Raw genomic sequence first — 15,445 nt, 5'->3', positions numbered from 1 at the left:
CTGTAAGTTGCAAAATGCTGCTTGTTGTAATTAAAAATGCTAATACCTCCGTTTTCGGTTCCTATCCAAATGCTTTGACTAATACCTTCGGCAATACTTTGAATACTATTATTTGCCAGCGAGTTATCATTTGCAGGGTCATTAACAAAATGGCGAAAGGTACTGGTGGTATCATTAAATAAATTTAGGCCATGCTCAAAAGTGCCTATCCAAAGGTGATTATCCCGGTCGCGCAAAATACTGGTTACCCGGTTTGCCGATATGGAAGTTACATCCCTATCGCTATGTTTATAACTTATAAAATCGTTGCTTTTAGGCCGGTAAAGATTAAGGCCCTGGTCAAAAGTGCCAATCCATAAGTTATTTTGGCGATCTTTATACAGAGTGGTTACCCGGTTGCTGCTTAAGCTGTTGGGGTTGCCTTTTTTATTTTTGAAATGTATTGATTCTCCGGTTTTGATATCAAATAAATTTAGGCCCTGCGTTGAGGTGCCGAGCCACAATTTATTATTGCCTGCATAAATTATCCTGCTTACGTTGTCTTCAGATATGCTTTTGTTGTTCTTACCATTGTGCGCATAACGTTTAAAACGATCTGTTTTACGATCTAATTTGTTTAAGCCCTCGGATGTTGCTATCCAAAGATTACCGTTTTCATCCTCGGCAATATCAGCAATATAATTATTGGTAATAGTTGTTGGGTCGGTTGGATCATTACGGTAGATCTTAAATTTATAGCCATCGTAACGATTAAGACCATCGCCTGTGCCTATCCAGATAAAGCCCCGGCTATCCTGAAAAATGCAGTTAGGGTTAATTTCAGAAAGACCGTTTGCAGATTCCAGGTGCTCAAAATGAAGCTGCCTGTTTTGTGAAAATAACGATGCAGATATGGCAGTAAAAAAAATTATTAGTAAATATTTTAAGCCATTCATTTTTTGAAGATATAGATCAACAATAGTTAAAAGCAATTGCAGTGCTCAGCAGCATGAGTTACGTTTTATACGTTTCTTTTTATTAAAGGTTAATATTTTATGAAGGGCTAACAAGCTGGCATTCACAAAACAAAATCATAATTTTACTGAAGTTCTAAATATAACACCACGGAATGAGCAATATACCATTTACAACAATTGATTGGACAACAATTGATAAAATAGCGCATGACGGAGAAACGGGCATGGCTTTTTGGCAAACAATGCAATTTCCCGGTTTAAGGATCAGGATAGTGGAATATTCAGACATATACCTTGCCGCCATTGGTGCCGGAAAGGGCATATTGTACACTGCCTGGAGGGAGAGTTTACCACAGAACAGGAAAACGGCGAAAAAATAATACTTACAAAAGGAATGACCTATGTAGTATCCGACGAGTTGAGCTCGCACCGGTCTTTATCAAGCAAGGGTGTAAAGCTATTGATTATTGACGGTGATTTTCTGGAGTTGACCTAAGCACTTATTATAAAAAAAACTAAGCCCCCAATATTTTTGGAGGCTCAGCATTTTGTTGATGGTTTAAAAAGCTTAATCGCGTAAAACGTTATTACTCCTGTCCACATCAGGCAGCAGGTTATCAGGATCTACAATAACCCTGGCTATTTTTGAAGTAGTATTGCATTTAAAACTCCATTTAGGGCCGCGTTGCCAAACTTCAACAGGCAGTTTAATTACTTGCGTTTGCCCGTTTTGCTCAATGATCTTTACAGTAACAGGCATGGCCATTTCCCTAAGGTTTTCAATAGTGATGATTGCTCCTGATGCCGCTCCATTTTTATCGTACTTAATATCGGTAACGGCCTGGTCAAGGTTCCAGGTGGTGTAAAACCATTCTTTCCAAAACCATCCAAGATCTTCGCCGGCCGCGTCATTCATCGTTCTGAAAAAGTCATCTGGCTGAGGGTGTTTATAGGCCCATCTTTTAATGTAGGTATTAAAGGCATAGTCAAATCTATCGGCGCCCAAAACCACATTGCGTAATAAATTTAAGGCAAACGCGGTTTTGTAATAGTACATTCCTCCTTCATTATTTATTTCGGGAGCTACCATTAAGGGATCTTTTCCCTTCAACATTTGCGGAGTAATGCCTAATGCCGGGTTGCTTTTATCGGCATATTCGCCATTATTAAAGTGCGACCAGGCATAACCATTGATAAAAGTATCAAAGCCTTCATCCATCCAGGCAAAGCGCCTTTCGTTGCTACCTACTATCATCGGGAACCAATTGTGGCCCATCTCGTGGGTAACATCCCTAAACAGGTCATCATCTTTGATGCTATAGCTGCAAAACACAATGCCGGGATACTCCATGCCCAATGCCACACCGGCAACCACTACTGCCGAATGCCATGGATATTCAAAATAAGTTTGCGAGTAAAACTCCATGCTATGTTTTAAATACTGGGCTGCCCGGTTGTATTTATTAGCGCCTACACTTTCGGCAGGATAAACAGCCATGGCTAAGCCCTTTTTGCCGGATGGATAATTAACCCTTGCGGCATCCCATATAAACGCCCTTGATACAGACCAGGCTACATCGCGGGTGTTTTGCATTTTGTAATGCCAGGTTAGTGTGCCGGTTTGCTTTGGTCTTATGCCCTGTGTAAGCAGTTCCTGTTGTTTGATGATACTTATGGTGCTATCGCTCTTTGCTGCATCGGCCAAACGTTTAATTTGAACGGCGGTTAAAACCTGTTGCGGGTTTTGCAAGTCTCCGGATGCGGCAACAATCATATCGGCCGGTGTGGTAATAAAATAATCAACGTTGCCGTACTCGCAATAAAACTCGCCGGTGCCCATATAAGGCAGAGTGTTCCATCCCATCACATCATCGTAAACACACATCCGGGGGAACCATTGCGCCAATTGATAAATAATGCCATTTTTAGTAGGCTGCCTGCCCATTCTATCGGCGCCATGTTCTGGTATGGCAAAGGAATAATTTATCTTTATGCCTATTTTATCGCCATGGGGTTTTACTACAAAAGGCAAACGCAATTGCATGCGGGTATCAGTAATAGATGGCTTTATAGTATAACTTTTACCCATATAGGTAACTGTGGTGGTGGTTATCTGGTACCCTCCCTTAAAACCATTTGAATCAAATCTATCGCCCTTAACCGATGTGGTTGCTACTCCCCTGGAGTCTGATCTGAACAAATTCTGATCAAGCTGCAGCCATAAATAATTCAGTGTATCTGTGCTGTTATTGGTATAGGTGATGTTTACATCGCCCGATATGGTTGTATCTTTTTCTACCAACGCCGCGTGAATAACATAATCTGCACGGTTTTGCCAATATTTAGGTCCGGGAGCGCCATTGGCGTTACGGATATCGTTACCGTTGTGGGTAAAAAATCCGTGATCAAAAACCTGCAGAGGATCGTAAAGCGATTTGCTTTGCCCAAAGGCAGTAATGGGGAGCAATAAAACTCCCAGCAGCCATAATTTTTTATTTTTCTTCATCATGTTCATCTAATTCCATTATGCACTTCCAGGTTTATGCGGAGCCTGATAAGTACCGGTTTCTGAAATTAGATATTCGGCTTTAATATTACCCGGTTGGGGATAGCACAAACGTTTGATTAATTTTCATTAAACCAGGCTAAAGCGGAAAGTTTAAAGGTAAGGAAAGCCTTAATTGTAATGATGACGAGGTCAATCTTACGTTGTCAACAGCGCTCTTCTTTACATCATTAATATAAATGATTAAAAAATGACAGCTATCAAACGTTTGCGTGATGCTTTTAAATTGAGGGAAAGTATAAAAATGCAAAAAGGAGGCCCGGCATGAAAATCCGGGCCCCTCCATATTACATTATTCAATTGGGGGTATTATTCAATTTGGGGTATTGTTAAAAACGCTGATTATCAAAATTCGGGGCAGATGGAACTGTGATCACATTGAATTCATATTTGGTTGCCTGGTGACACGTATTACAGGTATTGGTAAGCAAGGCAAAATGATTTTTAAAAGCCGCCGCATCTTTTTGCTTTATCGCTTTTTCCAGGGCATCCATTTCTGGGTAGATCATCGCCAGCGCAGCAGCTTCCGGCGTATTCTTGTGGTATTTCCGGATTCTTTTAAAACCGCCCGATAATTGGTGCCTTTCATATTCTGCCAGTTTCCAGTTTTGTTGCTGCCCCGCAAGCCACAGCTTATAATGGTGCGGCTGCACAATGCCATTCATAATTTCACCGGTACCCGGTACATAGGCAGAATCCAGCTTGCTTTGAAGACTATCTACCCGGGCCTGCAATGCCTTATTACCACCGGCCGGTTGTTCACAGCTTGCCAAAAAGGCAGCGGGCAAAATAAACAGGATAACTATTATTGATAAACGTTTCATGTTCTGATTATTAAGTATGTTTTTATTTTACGATTAGCTTTACTTCAATATTGCCGCGCGTAGCATTTGAATACGGGCAGATCTGGTGCGCCTTATTTACAATTCCCTCAACTAACTGATGTTCCATACCGGGTATCTCCACATACAATTCAACAGCCAACCCAAGGAAGCCAGATTCAAGCTGCAACAGGTCAACTTTGGCCGTTACGACCGGTGTGGCCGACCTTACTTTTTCCAGCCTGAGAATATGCATTACGGCATTATCAAAACAGGCAGCATAGCCGGCCGCAAAAAATAATTCGGGCGTTAAATGTTCATCGTCGCTGCCGCCGAGCGCTTTGGGTAAACGCACATCCGCATCAATTAAATTATAATCTGAGTGTACATGCCCGTTTCTCCCTCCCGTGGATGTGGCTTTGATTGAATAGATTGATTTCATTTCAGTAGTTTTATTCTGGCTTTTAAATATTTCCGATTTTCGAATCAGGAATTAATTCTTAGCGTTTGTAGCTGCGGCTATAATCAGTTTTGCAACTTCTTTAGGGTGCGATTCATAAACAGAATGGCTGGCGCCTGCTATTTCTACCTTGTGGCTGTTTGCCCGTTTTGCATACATGCGTTCCAGGTCGGGATTAATGATACGGTCTGATTGTGCTACCATATACCAGCTCGGTTTAGTTTTCCAGGCGGGATTTTGAATAATGGCGTGGAATACTATATCTGCAGTCGGCATTTGTGCATTACCTTCAAAATTTGCAATAGCTGCAGGAAGATCAGCTGCGAAGTCTGCATGAAATTTGGAAGGATCTATATAATCAAACCCGTCTGTGCCTTTCTGTAGTGATTTATAGGCAGAAGGAAAGAGTTTGCCGTTTCCGCCTTCGCTTTCTCCTTTATCCGGCGCATGTGCAGCTATATACACCAGGCCGGCAACATGTGTATCATTGCCTGCTTCGGTAATGATGGCACCGCCATAACTGTGGCCTACTAAAATAGCCGGACCATTTTGCATATCCAATACCCGTTTTACTGCCGCCACATCTCCTTCAAAAGAAGTTAAAGGCTGCTGAACAACACTCACATGATAGCCTTTTTTCACCAGGATATCGTAAACAGGTTTCCACCCAGATCCATGTACAAATGCACCATGCACCAGTACAATGTTTTTTATAGTTGTAGTCTGAGCCTGTACACTTAATGTTGCGAAAGTACAGATGGCTATGACAGCCCATTTAAGTTTGATTAATGTTTTCATGATCTATAGCGTTTTGAGTTTGTGCCTAAACCACATGCTATTGCATGCCGGTTGTTTTTTTATGATATAAAATTAGCTTCGTTTAAAGCCGTACCCATGTTCTATTCGATGAACAGGCAAATCCAGTCGTTAAAACGCTTGATGAAGTATTTGAAAGCTTTTTGCTACGATCATGCGGCTAATTGAATCAGCAAAATCTGGCAGATAACTAATTACAGGGGGCGAAACAAAATAAAAAAGCAGCCTGAGATTGGGCTGCTTTATGGTGAAAAATCGTAGATTTTATTAGCCCGGCTGAGTTAAAAAGCCGACTAATTTTCCGTGCCTTTACTACTTTTAACTGACTGATAAAAGATGATCAGCAGCCTCACTTAGTGCTGGTTTACAAACCTCAGTTAATTCATTAATAAGCGAAACAATATAGGGGGTTTCGGCACTCGCTGCTTCTAAACTATCAAGCGTACTTTCTAAGCGGGGCAAAAGCCCCATGATAGCAACGCTGGTCTTCATGTTATGTGCAATATGGCTAATACGCGAATAATCAAGTTGATTCAACGCATCCTTTAAGCCAGACAGGTCACCCGGGATAGTTTCAATAAATTGCGAGGTAACTATTTTTTCATACGCTAAATTACCTTTGCTTATTGATCGCATATAAGTAAGATCAATAAACTTATATTCCGCCGGACCTGTTTGCGTACTATGATCCTCATTTGAAATTTTGGAAGGTAAAAGCTTCGCGATAAGTTTAAAAAGATCCTCTTCATGAATGGGTTTTGGGATATACTCGTTCATGCCATTGCTAATGCATTTTTCACGCTCGCCGGCCATAGCATGTGCCGTCATCGCAATGATAGGAACAGTTAGCTTCAAATCGGAGCGAATGTGGCGCGTTGCCGTATAGCCGTCCATTTGAGGCATCTGTATATCCATCAGTACCAGATCATAAGTATCCACTTTTAAGCGGTTGATTGCTTCAATACCGTTGCCAACAATATCAAAAGATGTTTTCCATTCGGTTAACAAATGCTTCATCAGGCTTTGATTCATGGCGTTATCATCAACCACCAGTATTTTTAATGGCTGATTGGTTTTTGCTATTAAATTGTCTGCATGGTGATTGATCTCGGTTAGCTGTTCATCGGCAATAGTGTAAGGAATATAAAAATCAAACGTAGTTCCGTTGCCTGGGATACTGCTTACACTGATATTTCCGTGTTGTAATAGCACCAGCGTTTTTACAATGGAAAGCCCTAACCCTGTACCCCCATAATTCCTTGTAATGGAATCTTCGGCCTGGTTGAAACGTTCAAAGATGGTGACTAATTTTTCTTTGTCAATACCAATTCCGTTATCAGAAACCTGGAAGCCTAACTTCAAATTTTTGCCATCAACCTCTTTACAGTAAACATACACCTTGATTTTTCCTTTGTCACTAAATTTAAGCGCGTTCCCAATCAGGTTGACCAGGATCTGGGTCAACCTTGTGGCATCGCCAACAAGCGTATCAGGAACCTTGCTGTCAATTTCGCTATTAAAAACCAGTCCCTTTTGTTTTATTTTTTCCTGGAATAGCGTTTCTAAAGATTGTAAAAGGCCGCTGACGCTAAAGGGAGCATTAACAATACGCATCATTCCAGCTTCAATTTTCGATAAATCGAGAATATCATTGATGATGGTGAGCAAATTTTCACCTGCACTTTGAATTGACCCTACAAATTCGCCGGAGTCTGCATCCAGGTTACGTCTTTTTAATAAATTGGTAAAACCAAGTATCGAATTTAAAGGTGTACGGATCTCATGACTCATATTAGCCAGGAAGTTTTCCTTTATCTGAAGTGCTTCCAGCGCCGTTTTTTCGGATTTATCCAGTTTAAAAATTAGCCGGGCCTGCAAACGAAATTGTGCTATAATAAACCAGGTTAACAAGCCACCGCTAATTAACATAAAAGCCATCAGCAGGTTACCATAAATACGGGCCTTGCGCGATTCGCTGGCAATTTTATTGCTCAGGTTTACCATGAGTGTTTGCCGGTCATCATAAACTTTACCTACAATGGTGGTAATCTCGTCAGATATGCGCCTGGCTCGAGGGTTAGCAATAAAACTGGTATCCTGCATATTCCCCGTTTTAAAATACCGGCTCAGCAACCGGTCTTTTATTTTTATCTTTTCCTGCGCTAGCGTGTTAAGCCTGTTAAAACGTTTTTGTGCCGCGGCGTCACGATCATTTGACTTGAGGGAATCGAGAAATACTTTTACGGCATTAATTTTGGCATCTATTCCCTGTAGGTGCGAGGTATCGCCGGTGGCGATGGCTGCTCTTATCCTGCTCTCCACACCTAAAATATCGCGGTCAACTTCGCGCAGGTGGTTACTTAACCGCAGCTCCTTAAGCAAATGTCGGTTGCCATCCCGCATGGATCTCATGCTCTGGAGAAAATTAAAATGGAGTACAATTAATAAAACTGTACCTATTAAAAAAGAGCCGAGAATAAGATATATAAAATTTTTGTTAGCCATTACAAAAGATGCTGAACGTTATTGATGGACAAATATCAATGCATGAAATCAATTTTAACCATAACATTCGTTTAACAAGGTTATTGCATCGTTAAACTGGCCAAATTCATCGTTGTTAAAATATGTTCATCCGGTTGGTTAATGCCTTGCGGTAGGCATCGGCAATCGGCAGAAATTTACCGTCTATTACCAATCCGCCATCCTGCAATGTATCAATTTTGCCTATGGCAACGATATACGACCGATGTACCCTGACAAATTTGGAAGGAGGCAATTTCTCTTCGGCCGATTTCATGGTACCATGGATGGCGTACATTTTTTGCGGGGTATAAAATTTCACATAGTCGCCCATGGCCTCTGCATATAAGATATCTTCCAGCTTTAACCTGCGAATTGTGGTAGAATCCCGCACAAAAATAAATTCATCTACTGATACCCTAACCTCTTCTTTTTTACTTTCCAGTATTTCCCTGGCTTTATCCACGGCTTGCAAAAACCTGCCCGGGGTAACCGGTTTAATAAGATAATCAGCTACATTCAATTCAAAAGCCTCTACCGCGTAGTCTTTTTTTGAGGTTGTAAAAATGATCAGCAAATCTTTGTTTTTAAGATTTCTTGTTAACTCGATGCCGGTCATTTCGGGCATTTCAATATCCAGGAATAAAAAGTCAACATCATCTTCCTGTAAATGATTATAGGCTTCTATAGCATTACTATACTCAGCAATTACATCCAGATCAGCAATCTGGCTTGCCAGCTGGCTAAGTGTGGCGCGCGCTATCGGGTTATCATCGATGATTAAACAAGTCATGGGCAGGAGCTATTTTATAGCTAAGATAATTCAATTTTTTAATGTTACAGGGATTGAAGCCTGGTAATTTAATCCATAAAAAACAGGCTCGTTGGCTATTTGCAAGCGTGTGCAAAATGTAAATTGTTTGCTAACTGGATGTATCCGGATAATTAACTTTTAAATTTACGCATTGATTTAAATGTTTAATTGTACCGGTATTATGCTAAACTTAACAAATGCAATTGTAGAGGTAGAACTGCCGGATGCTTTTGCAATTAATTATTTACAGGGCAAAATTGATGCACAATTACCCCCATCCCGATTGATTTATAACCGTATAATCCTGGTTGAGGATGGTGAAGGCGAGTTGCAGATTGATGAAATGACTTACCCTGTTTTGGGCAATGAATTGTTTTTATTATCAAAAGGCCAGGTTATTTATTTTAAACCGGATTGTAAAATAACAGGATACGAAATTTGCTTTGGCGATTATTTCTGGGAAAGATCTCCTGCCAGCGCCAACAACTGTAAATCTGTTCTGTTTAATAATACTGCAGTAAACCAGGTATTGCCCCTTAACCGGCCAGATAAAAAAGAAATCTGCGCTTTGTTTAAAACCTTGCGCCATGAATACTTAAAAACCAATTATATCAATAAAACGGATGCACTGGCGGCCTATCTCAAGATCATCATGATTAAAATTGCCAACATCAACGCTTCACTCATCAAGGGCTATGATAACCAGGAAAAAATGCTCTACCGTAAGTTTATTGAGCTCATCAGCACGCAATACCAGAAAACGCATGAGGTAAGTGAATATGCCAGCCAGCTTGGAATTCCGGCAAGAAAATTATCTGAACTTTCCAGGCGTTGCAGTGGCAGCGGAGCCAAGGATCTGATAAATGGGCAGATACTGGCGGAAGCAAAACGATCTCTCCAATTTTCATCAAGCCCCATCAAAGAAATCGCCTTTCAGCTTAATTTTTCCACGCCCGAGCAATTCAGCCATTTCTTCAAAAAATACGTTTCAGCATCGCCCGCTGATTACCGGAAAAGCCACATAAATATTGGCATGTGATTAACCGGTTCTGACATTCCACAGGTGCATCCCAGGGAATACATTTGTTGAAACAAATTCAACAAATTATGTCTGTCAATAAATTTACATCGATAGCCGGCATTAATATCCCTGATAGTGCCCTGGCCACACAAGCCACTGAGTTACTGCGGGAGCATGGCACATCATTCATCTATAATCATTCCATGCGGGTATTTCTTTTTTCATCCCTTAACGGAAAGCGCCGCAACTTAAAATATGATGCGGAGTTGCTTTATATCAGTTCGGTATTTCATGACCTGGGATTAACGCCTCACTACAGCAGCCCTGATAAACGTTTTGAAGTAGATGGCGCTAACGCAGCCCGGGATTTCCTGAAAAGCCATAACGTACCTAAAGAAGCACTTCAACTGGTGTGGGATACTATAGCGCTGCATACCACTATTGGCATTGCCGAATACAAAGAGCCCGAAGTAGCGCTTATGTATTCGGGAGTAGGTTTGGATGTTATGGGAGAAGGTTATGAAAACCTGAGCAAAGAAAACCGCGAAGAAATTATAAGTATTTTCCCACGTGATGACTTTAAAAACAGGATCATCCCCACCTTTTTTGGTGGTTTTGAACACAAAACGGATACTACCTTCGGAAACATTAAAGCAGACGTTTGCGCTTACATGATCCCTAATTTTCATCGTAAAAATTTCTGTGATTGTATCCTGCACTCTCCCTGGAGCGAATAATTATGCTATGAACGGCATTGCCCGGTACAGATGGAAAGAGTTTTTCCATCTGTGCCGGGCGCCGTTTTAATAACAGATCAGTAACTTACTCAATCAAATTAAACAGGATCAATATGGTTGTGACAAAAACAACCAGGATGCCAACCAAAAACAAAACATCTGCGATTTTCTCCCATTTGCCTCCCTCCCTGATATTGCCCCTGATGGAAAGAAATGAAAGTACGCAACTGAGCATAAACGAAATGATGGCAACCATCACTATCTCGTCAATAACGGTTCTTTGTGCAGCTTTCAGGTATTTTAAAGAGGTCAATACCACAAAACACAAACCTAAAAGATTGGATGATGCGTTTAAAATATGGGGCGACTTGCTGTTTTGGCGTTCATTCATGACATGGCATTATAATATTGTTGTTTAACCGCGATTTGCTTTATTATCCTTACCTGTTGTTATCTGCGTTAACTACCTGTCCGCCCCTTATTTCGTCTGTGGCATCATGAATAAGTATATCCCCAATTTTTAAATTACCGTAAACTTCCAGGCTATCTGTAGTTTCTCTTCCCTTTTGCACATTCACCCATTGGGCCTTGTGGTTAACCACCTTAATTACAAATACACGCTGGGAATTTTCGGCCACTGCACTTTGCGGAACAATGAAGGTTTTTTGTGCATTGCTTAGCTGCAGGCTTACCTGGGCAAACATGCCGGGTAACAGCAGTTTATCTTTATTGATAATATCCATCTGCATTTGCTCAGACCTCAGTTCGTCGCTCATGCTTCCTGCCATACGGTTTACAACGGCTGCAAATTGCTTACCCGGTAAAGTTTTAACAGTGAAATGAACGGTATCCTTATCAGAGAAATAGCTGGTAGCAGCCTCGGGCACATCAACAACCAGCCGCAGTTTTGTTTGCTGCTGTAAAGTAAGCATAGGCTTGTTGGAGCTTTTATCTGATGGGGAAACATAGGCACCGGGATAAACATTTCGTGAACTGATCACCCCATCAAAGGGTGCTCTTACTTCAAGGTAGCCTCTCAAATCTCCCGACAGTTGGTATGCCGATTTTGCCGCAAGCAGTGATGAACTATCGGCACTCATTTTAGCATGGGCCATATCCAGGTCGTTTGGTGATATAGTTCCCGGAGCTCTGCTGGTTTTTAGCAAACGGTCATAATTGGCCTTGCTTCCACGGTAAATTGCTTCTTTTGTGTGCAGATCCTCTTGCGTTTGTTTCAGGGCGGCGGTCATTTCCGGGGCATCAAGCACCATCAGTAACTGACCCTGGTGTACCTCGCTGCCAACATCTACAGTCATGGTTTTTATAAAGCCATTTACCTTGGCATAAAGATCTACGGTTTGATAAGGCTGGAGCACTCCAGGTATGCTCATGGTGGTATGAAGTGTTCCCTTTTGCAAACTGAAAACGGGTACCTTATTTGCTGGAGGTGTAACAGGAGCTTGTTTGCTTTGGCAGGCGGCCAACATACTGGCGGCCAATGCACATATGATAACATTATATGGTTTCATGAGTTTTGTTTGTTTAATTATTTGACAATTCTTTTTTAGGATCATAGTAAATGCTTTCCTGATCATCAGGATCCAATGACACCGGGTGAACCGGAGCGTTACGCCTGATTAAATAGAAGATTACCGGCAAAATGAATAACGATACAAAGGTGGAAGCGATAAGGCCTCCTATAACAGCCCGGCCAAGCGGTGCGGTTTGCCCTCCGGCCTCGCCCAGGCCCGAAGCCATTGGAATCATTCCGGCAATCATGGCGATGGTAGTCATCAGAATTGGCCTCAGGCGCAACTCCATGGCCTCGATGGCAGATCCCATCGCATCCTTGCCCGATTTCCTGATTTGCTCGGCATTGGTGATCAATAAAATGGCATTTGAAACTGACACCCCTACAGACATGATAATGCCCATATAGGATTGCAGGTTAAGGCTTGAACCCGTAGCCAGTAACATGAGCAAAGCACCCACCAAAACGCCGGGGATGGTAGTTATTACAGTGAAACCCAATGGGAAGGATTGGTAATTGGCCGATAACATCAGCATTAGAATAATGATGGTGATGAGCAAGCCTGATTGCAGGCTACTGAGTGTTTGATCAAGAAGAATAGTCAATCCCCTTACCTCTACCGATATTCCGCGTGGCGGTGCACCAGCGTTCTTTAGTATTTTGTTTATTGCTGCAGAAGCGGAACCAAGATCTTTATTATAAATATTGGCCACAATTGATAAGAACCTTGTAGCGCCCTTGCGATCATATTCGCCGACAATTGGAGCCAGGTTCAGGGTGCATACATCGCCAAGCACGGGCCTGGCCCTGCCCTTAAATATGGGAATCGCGGCCAGCTGATCCATGCTGCCTATATCAGCCTGGGGTATTTCTACCTGCACTTCGTAAGAGTTAGCATTTTTTTGATCCAGCCATAAATTTTTATCAGTAAACCGGCTTGATGAAGTGGCCTCTGTGATACAATTGCTAACGTCTGTCATCGCGAGCCCCATTTGCTTAACTTTATCGCGATCAATATTGATTTGGATGGAAGGACTGTTTAGTTGTTGCTTGAGCTGAACATCCCTTAAAAAAGGAACCTGTTTCAATTGGGCAATCAGCGAATCGGCAAATTGCTGGCCCTGGGCAATGTCCTTGCCCATTACGGCAATTTCTACGGGTGTAGATGAACCCTGGCTCATGATTTTACTCGTCAGGTCAATTGGTTCAAATGACAATGTTACTTGGGGCATTGCCTTGTGGAGTGCATTGCGCAGGTTTTCCTTTACATCTTTTATGTTAACCTTGTAATTATCGCTTAGGTTAACCTGCATCACAATTTCGTTGGAGGCGCTCATGAAAAGAATGACCGGCAGCGTAGGGAAAGATGACGGGTGCTGCCCTGCAAAAGCGGATATAATGGCTACATTGTTGCGACCTACTGTTTGATATAATACCTGCTGGGCTTCCAGCATTGTTTTTTCAGTTTCTTCCAGCCGGGCACCCTGCGGTGCACGTATGCGGATCTGGAACTGGCCGCTATCCAGCTTAGGCAAAATATCTTTACCAATTATTGATACGCTTAAGCCAATAATAAAAACAGAAATAACTACATATAGCGCAACGCTTAACTTGTTTCGCTTCATCATCCACTGCACAATGCGTACACAAGCTGATCTGAAGCGGTCAAATTTGGTTGGCTTTTGCTCCCTGGCAGGTAACTCTATTTTATGATCGGGTGTTTTTAATATCCAGTTGGATAACACCGGAACAAGCGTTTGCGATAGCAGGAACGCGGCAATCATAGAAAAACCGACGGCCATTGATAGCGGCAGAAACATTCCCTGTGGTACACCGGTCATGAACAAAGCCGGCACAAATACCGCCAGGATGCTTAACAAGATCAGCAGCTTTGGCAAAGCTATCTCTTCACAGGCATCGGCAATGGCGCGGGCCTTGTTTTTGCCCATTTCCATGTGCCGGTGTATATTTTCGATAGTAACGGTAGACTCATCCACCAAAATCCCTATCGCCAGGGCCAGGCCGCTCAGTGTCATTATATTAAGCGTCTGCCCAAATAATTTCAGCGCAAGTGTGCCGATAATAACCGAAAGCGGGATATTGACGATCACGATAAAGGCGCTTCTGCGGTCGCCCAAAAAGATAAGCACCATTAAACCGGCCAGGATAGCCCCGGTTACTCCCTCGCTGACAAGACTTTTTACCGCGTTGATCACATAGACAGATTCATCAAACTCAAATTTTAAATTCACATCTGCCGGTAAAAGGCTTTGCATATTTGGGATAGCCTTCTTCAAATCCTGTACAACCGTCCAGGTAGAAGCGCTGGAAGCTTTGATTACCGGGATATAAATAGCCCGCTTACCGTTAATGTAAGCGAATCCGCTGGTAATGTCCGCGCCATCCACTACTTTGGCTACGTCTTTTAAATAAATTGTGGCGCCATTTTGGTAAAGCAGGGGAATATTTTCAAAGTCTTTAATATTTTTAAGTACTGTGTTGGAAGGCGTTAGATAAGCAGTACGGCCAATATTAACAGTCCCGGCCGGAGAGATATGGTTATTATCCTTTACTGCGGCAGTTATCTGGTCGGCAGTTACGTTGTGGCTGCGCATCAGATCAGGATCTACCTTAATAACCACCGTTCTGGCGTTACCGCCAATGGGAGGCGGTGAAGTTAAGCCGGGAATTTTTGAGAAATTTGGCCTTACATATAAGCTTGCTAAATCCTGCAATTCGTTATTGCTGCGTTTAGAGCTACTGATGGTTAGCTGCCCAACAGGCAAAGTGGACGCATCAAAACGGATAATGATTGGTGGCGGCGTTCCCGGTGGCATTTCTGCAAAGGCCCGGTTGGTTAATGAGGTTACTTCTGCTGCGGCCTGCGCCATATTGGTACCATCATAAAAACTTAGCTTCAAAAGGCTTAGTCCCTCGATGTTATTGGTTTCAATAGATTTTATTCCGCTAACGTATAAAAACAAGTTTTGGTAATTGGTTGATACAAACCCCTCCATTTGCTGGGGCGACATACCGCCATAGGGCTGAGAAACATAAATTGTTGGTAAATTGATATTAGGAAAAATATCAATGTTGATTTCTGTAGCGGCAACAATGCCAGCCAATACCACACCAATGATTAAGACAATAACCGTTATAGGTTTTCTTAATGAAAGTTGAATCATGTTCATAACTGTCGC

14 protein-coding genes are annotated in these 15,445 nt (G+C 42.2%); 4 read left to right on the top strand and 10 right to left on the bottom strand.

Annotation, left to right across the window (positions count from 1 at the left end):
- Positions 1 to 935: two-component regulator propeller domain-containing protein (locus tag Q0R88_RS13265; RefSeq protein WP_295716785.1), on the bottom strand; the 935-nt coding region annotated here is incomplete at its 3' end.
- A 173-nt stretch (positions 936 to 1,108) separates the two neighbouring features.
- Here Q0R88_RS13265 and Q0R88_RS13260 point away from each other — a divergent pair.
- Together Q0R88_RS13260 and Q0R88_RS13255 are read left to right on the top strand one after the other, a co-directional pair.
- Complete coding sequence (locus Q0R88_RS13260; protein ID WP_295716789.1) at positions 1,109 to 1,336, top strand: hypothetical protein; 228 nt, start codon at positions 1,109 to 1,111, stop codon at positions 1,334 to 1,336.
- Entirely contained in the window at positions 1,234 to 1,452 is a 219-nt protein-coding gene (locus Q0R88_RS13255; protein WP_295716787.1) for a DHCW motif cupin fold protein, read from the top strand. Before Q0R88_RS13260 ends, Q0R88_RS13255 begins: the two co-directional genes overlap by 103 nt.
- A gap of 72 nt (positions 1,453 to 1,524) precedes the next feature.
- Here Q0R88_RS13255 and Q0R88_RS13250 read toward each other — a convergent pair whose 3' ends face one another.
- From Q0R88_RS13250 to Q0R88_RS13225, 6 genes are all read right to left on the bottom strand, one after another.
- Complete coding sequence (locus Q0R88_RS13250; protein WP_295716783.1) at positions 1,525 to 3,465, bottom strand: M1 family metallopeptidase; 1,941 nt, start codon at positions 3,463 to 3,465, stop codon at positions 1,525 to 1,527.
- 386 nt (positions 3,466 to 3,851) lie between these two features.
- Positions 3,852 to 4,346, bottom strand: coding sequence for a hypothetical protein (locus Q0R88_RS13245; RefSeq protein ID WP_295716782.1), 495 nt, complete (start codon positions 4,344 to 4,346; stop codon positions 3,852 to 3,854).
- 22 nt (positions 4,347 to 4,368) lie between these two features.
- Positions 4,369 to 4,785 (bottom strand): organic hydroperoxide resistance protein, encoded by a 417-nt coding sequence (locus Q0R88_RS13240; RefSeq protein ID WP_295716780.1) that lies wholly within the window; start codon positions 4,783 to 4,785, stop codon positions 4,369 to 4,371.
- A gap of 51 nt (positions 4,786 to 4,836) precedes the next feature.
- Positions 4,837 to 5,601, bottom strand: a complete 765-nt coding sequence (locus tag Q0R88_RS13235) for an alpha/beta hydrolase (protein WP_295716778.1) — start codon at positions 5,599 to 5,601, stop codon at positions 4,837 to 4,839.
- A gap of 336 nt (positions 5,602 to 5,937) precedes the next feature.
- Positions 5,938 to 8,031, bottom strand: a complete 2,094-nt coding sequence (locus tag Q0R88_RS13230) for an ATP-binding protein (RefSeq protein ID WP_295716775.1) — start codon at positions 8,029 to 8,031, stop codon at positions 5,938 to 5,940.
- A gap of 208 nt (positions 8,032 to 8,239) precedes the next feature.
- Positions 8,240 to 8,935, bottom strand: a complete 696-nt coding sequence (locus tag Q0R88_RS13225) for a LytTR family DNA-binding domain-containing protein (protein WP_295716774.1) — start codon at positions 8,933 to 8,935, stop codon at positions 8,240 to 8,242.
- A 202-nt stretch (positions 8,936 to 9,137) separates the two neighbouring features.
- Here Q0R88_RS13225 and Q0R88_RS13220 point away from each other — a divergent pair, with 202 nt between their 5' ends.
- Positions 9,138 to 9,995 carry an AraC family transcriptional regulator gene (locus Q0R88_RS13220; protein WP_295716773.1) on the top strand — a complete coding sequence of 286 codons (858 nt, stop codon included), beginning with the start codon at positions 9,138 to 9,140 and terminating at the stop codon, positions 9,993 to 9,995.
- 68 nt (positions 9,996 to 10,063) lie between these two features.
- Positions 10,064 to 10,714, top strand: a complete 651-nt coding sequence (locus tag Q0R88_RS13215) for an HD domain-containing protein (RefSeq protein ID WP_295716772.1) — start codon at positions 10,064 to 10,066, stop codon at positions 10,712 to 10,714.
- Between the two features lie 85 nt (positions 10,715 to 10,799).
- On the opposite strand, the gene Q0R88_RS13210 is transcribed toward Q0R88_RS13215, so the two are convergent.
- From Q0R88_RS13210 to Q0R88_RS13200, 3 genes are read right to left on the bottom strand one after another with little or no spacing between them, the layout of a single operon-like run.
- Positions 10,800 to 11,105, bottom strand: a complete 306-nt coding sequence (locus Q0R88_RS13210; protein ID WP_295716770.1) for a hypothetical protein — start codon at positions 11,103 to 11,105, stop codon at positions 10,800 to 10,802.
- Between the two features lie 49 nt (positions 11,106 to 11,154).
- Positions 11,155 to 12,243, bottom strand: a complete 1,089-nt coding sequence (locus Q0R88_RS13205; RefSeq protein ID WP_295716768.1) for an efflux RND transporter periplasmic adaptor subunit — start codon at positions 12,241 to 12,243, stop codon at positions 11,155 to 11,157.
- A 13-nt stretch (positions 12,244 to 12,256) separates the two neighbouring features.
- The gene (locus tag Q0R88_RS13200; protein WP_295716766.1) at positions 12,257 to 15,436 is read right to left on the bottom strand and encodes an efflux RND transporter permease subunit; all 3,180 of its coding nucleotides are present in this window, start codon (positions 15,434 to 15,436) and stop codon (positions 12,257 to 12,259) included.
- Between the last annotated feature and the right edge of the window lie 9 nt (positions 15,437 to 15,445).

It is taken from the genome of Mucilaginibacter sp. (assembly GCF_025362475.1).
GTDB lineage: Bacteria > Bacteroidota > Bacteroidia > Sphingobacteriales > Sphingobacteriaceae > Mucilaginibacter.
The sequence above is the reverse complement of the archived record's forward strand: the minus strand, read 5'-3'. Positions and strand labels throughout refer to the sequence as shown.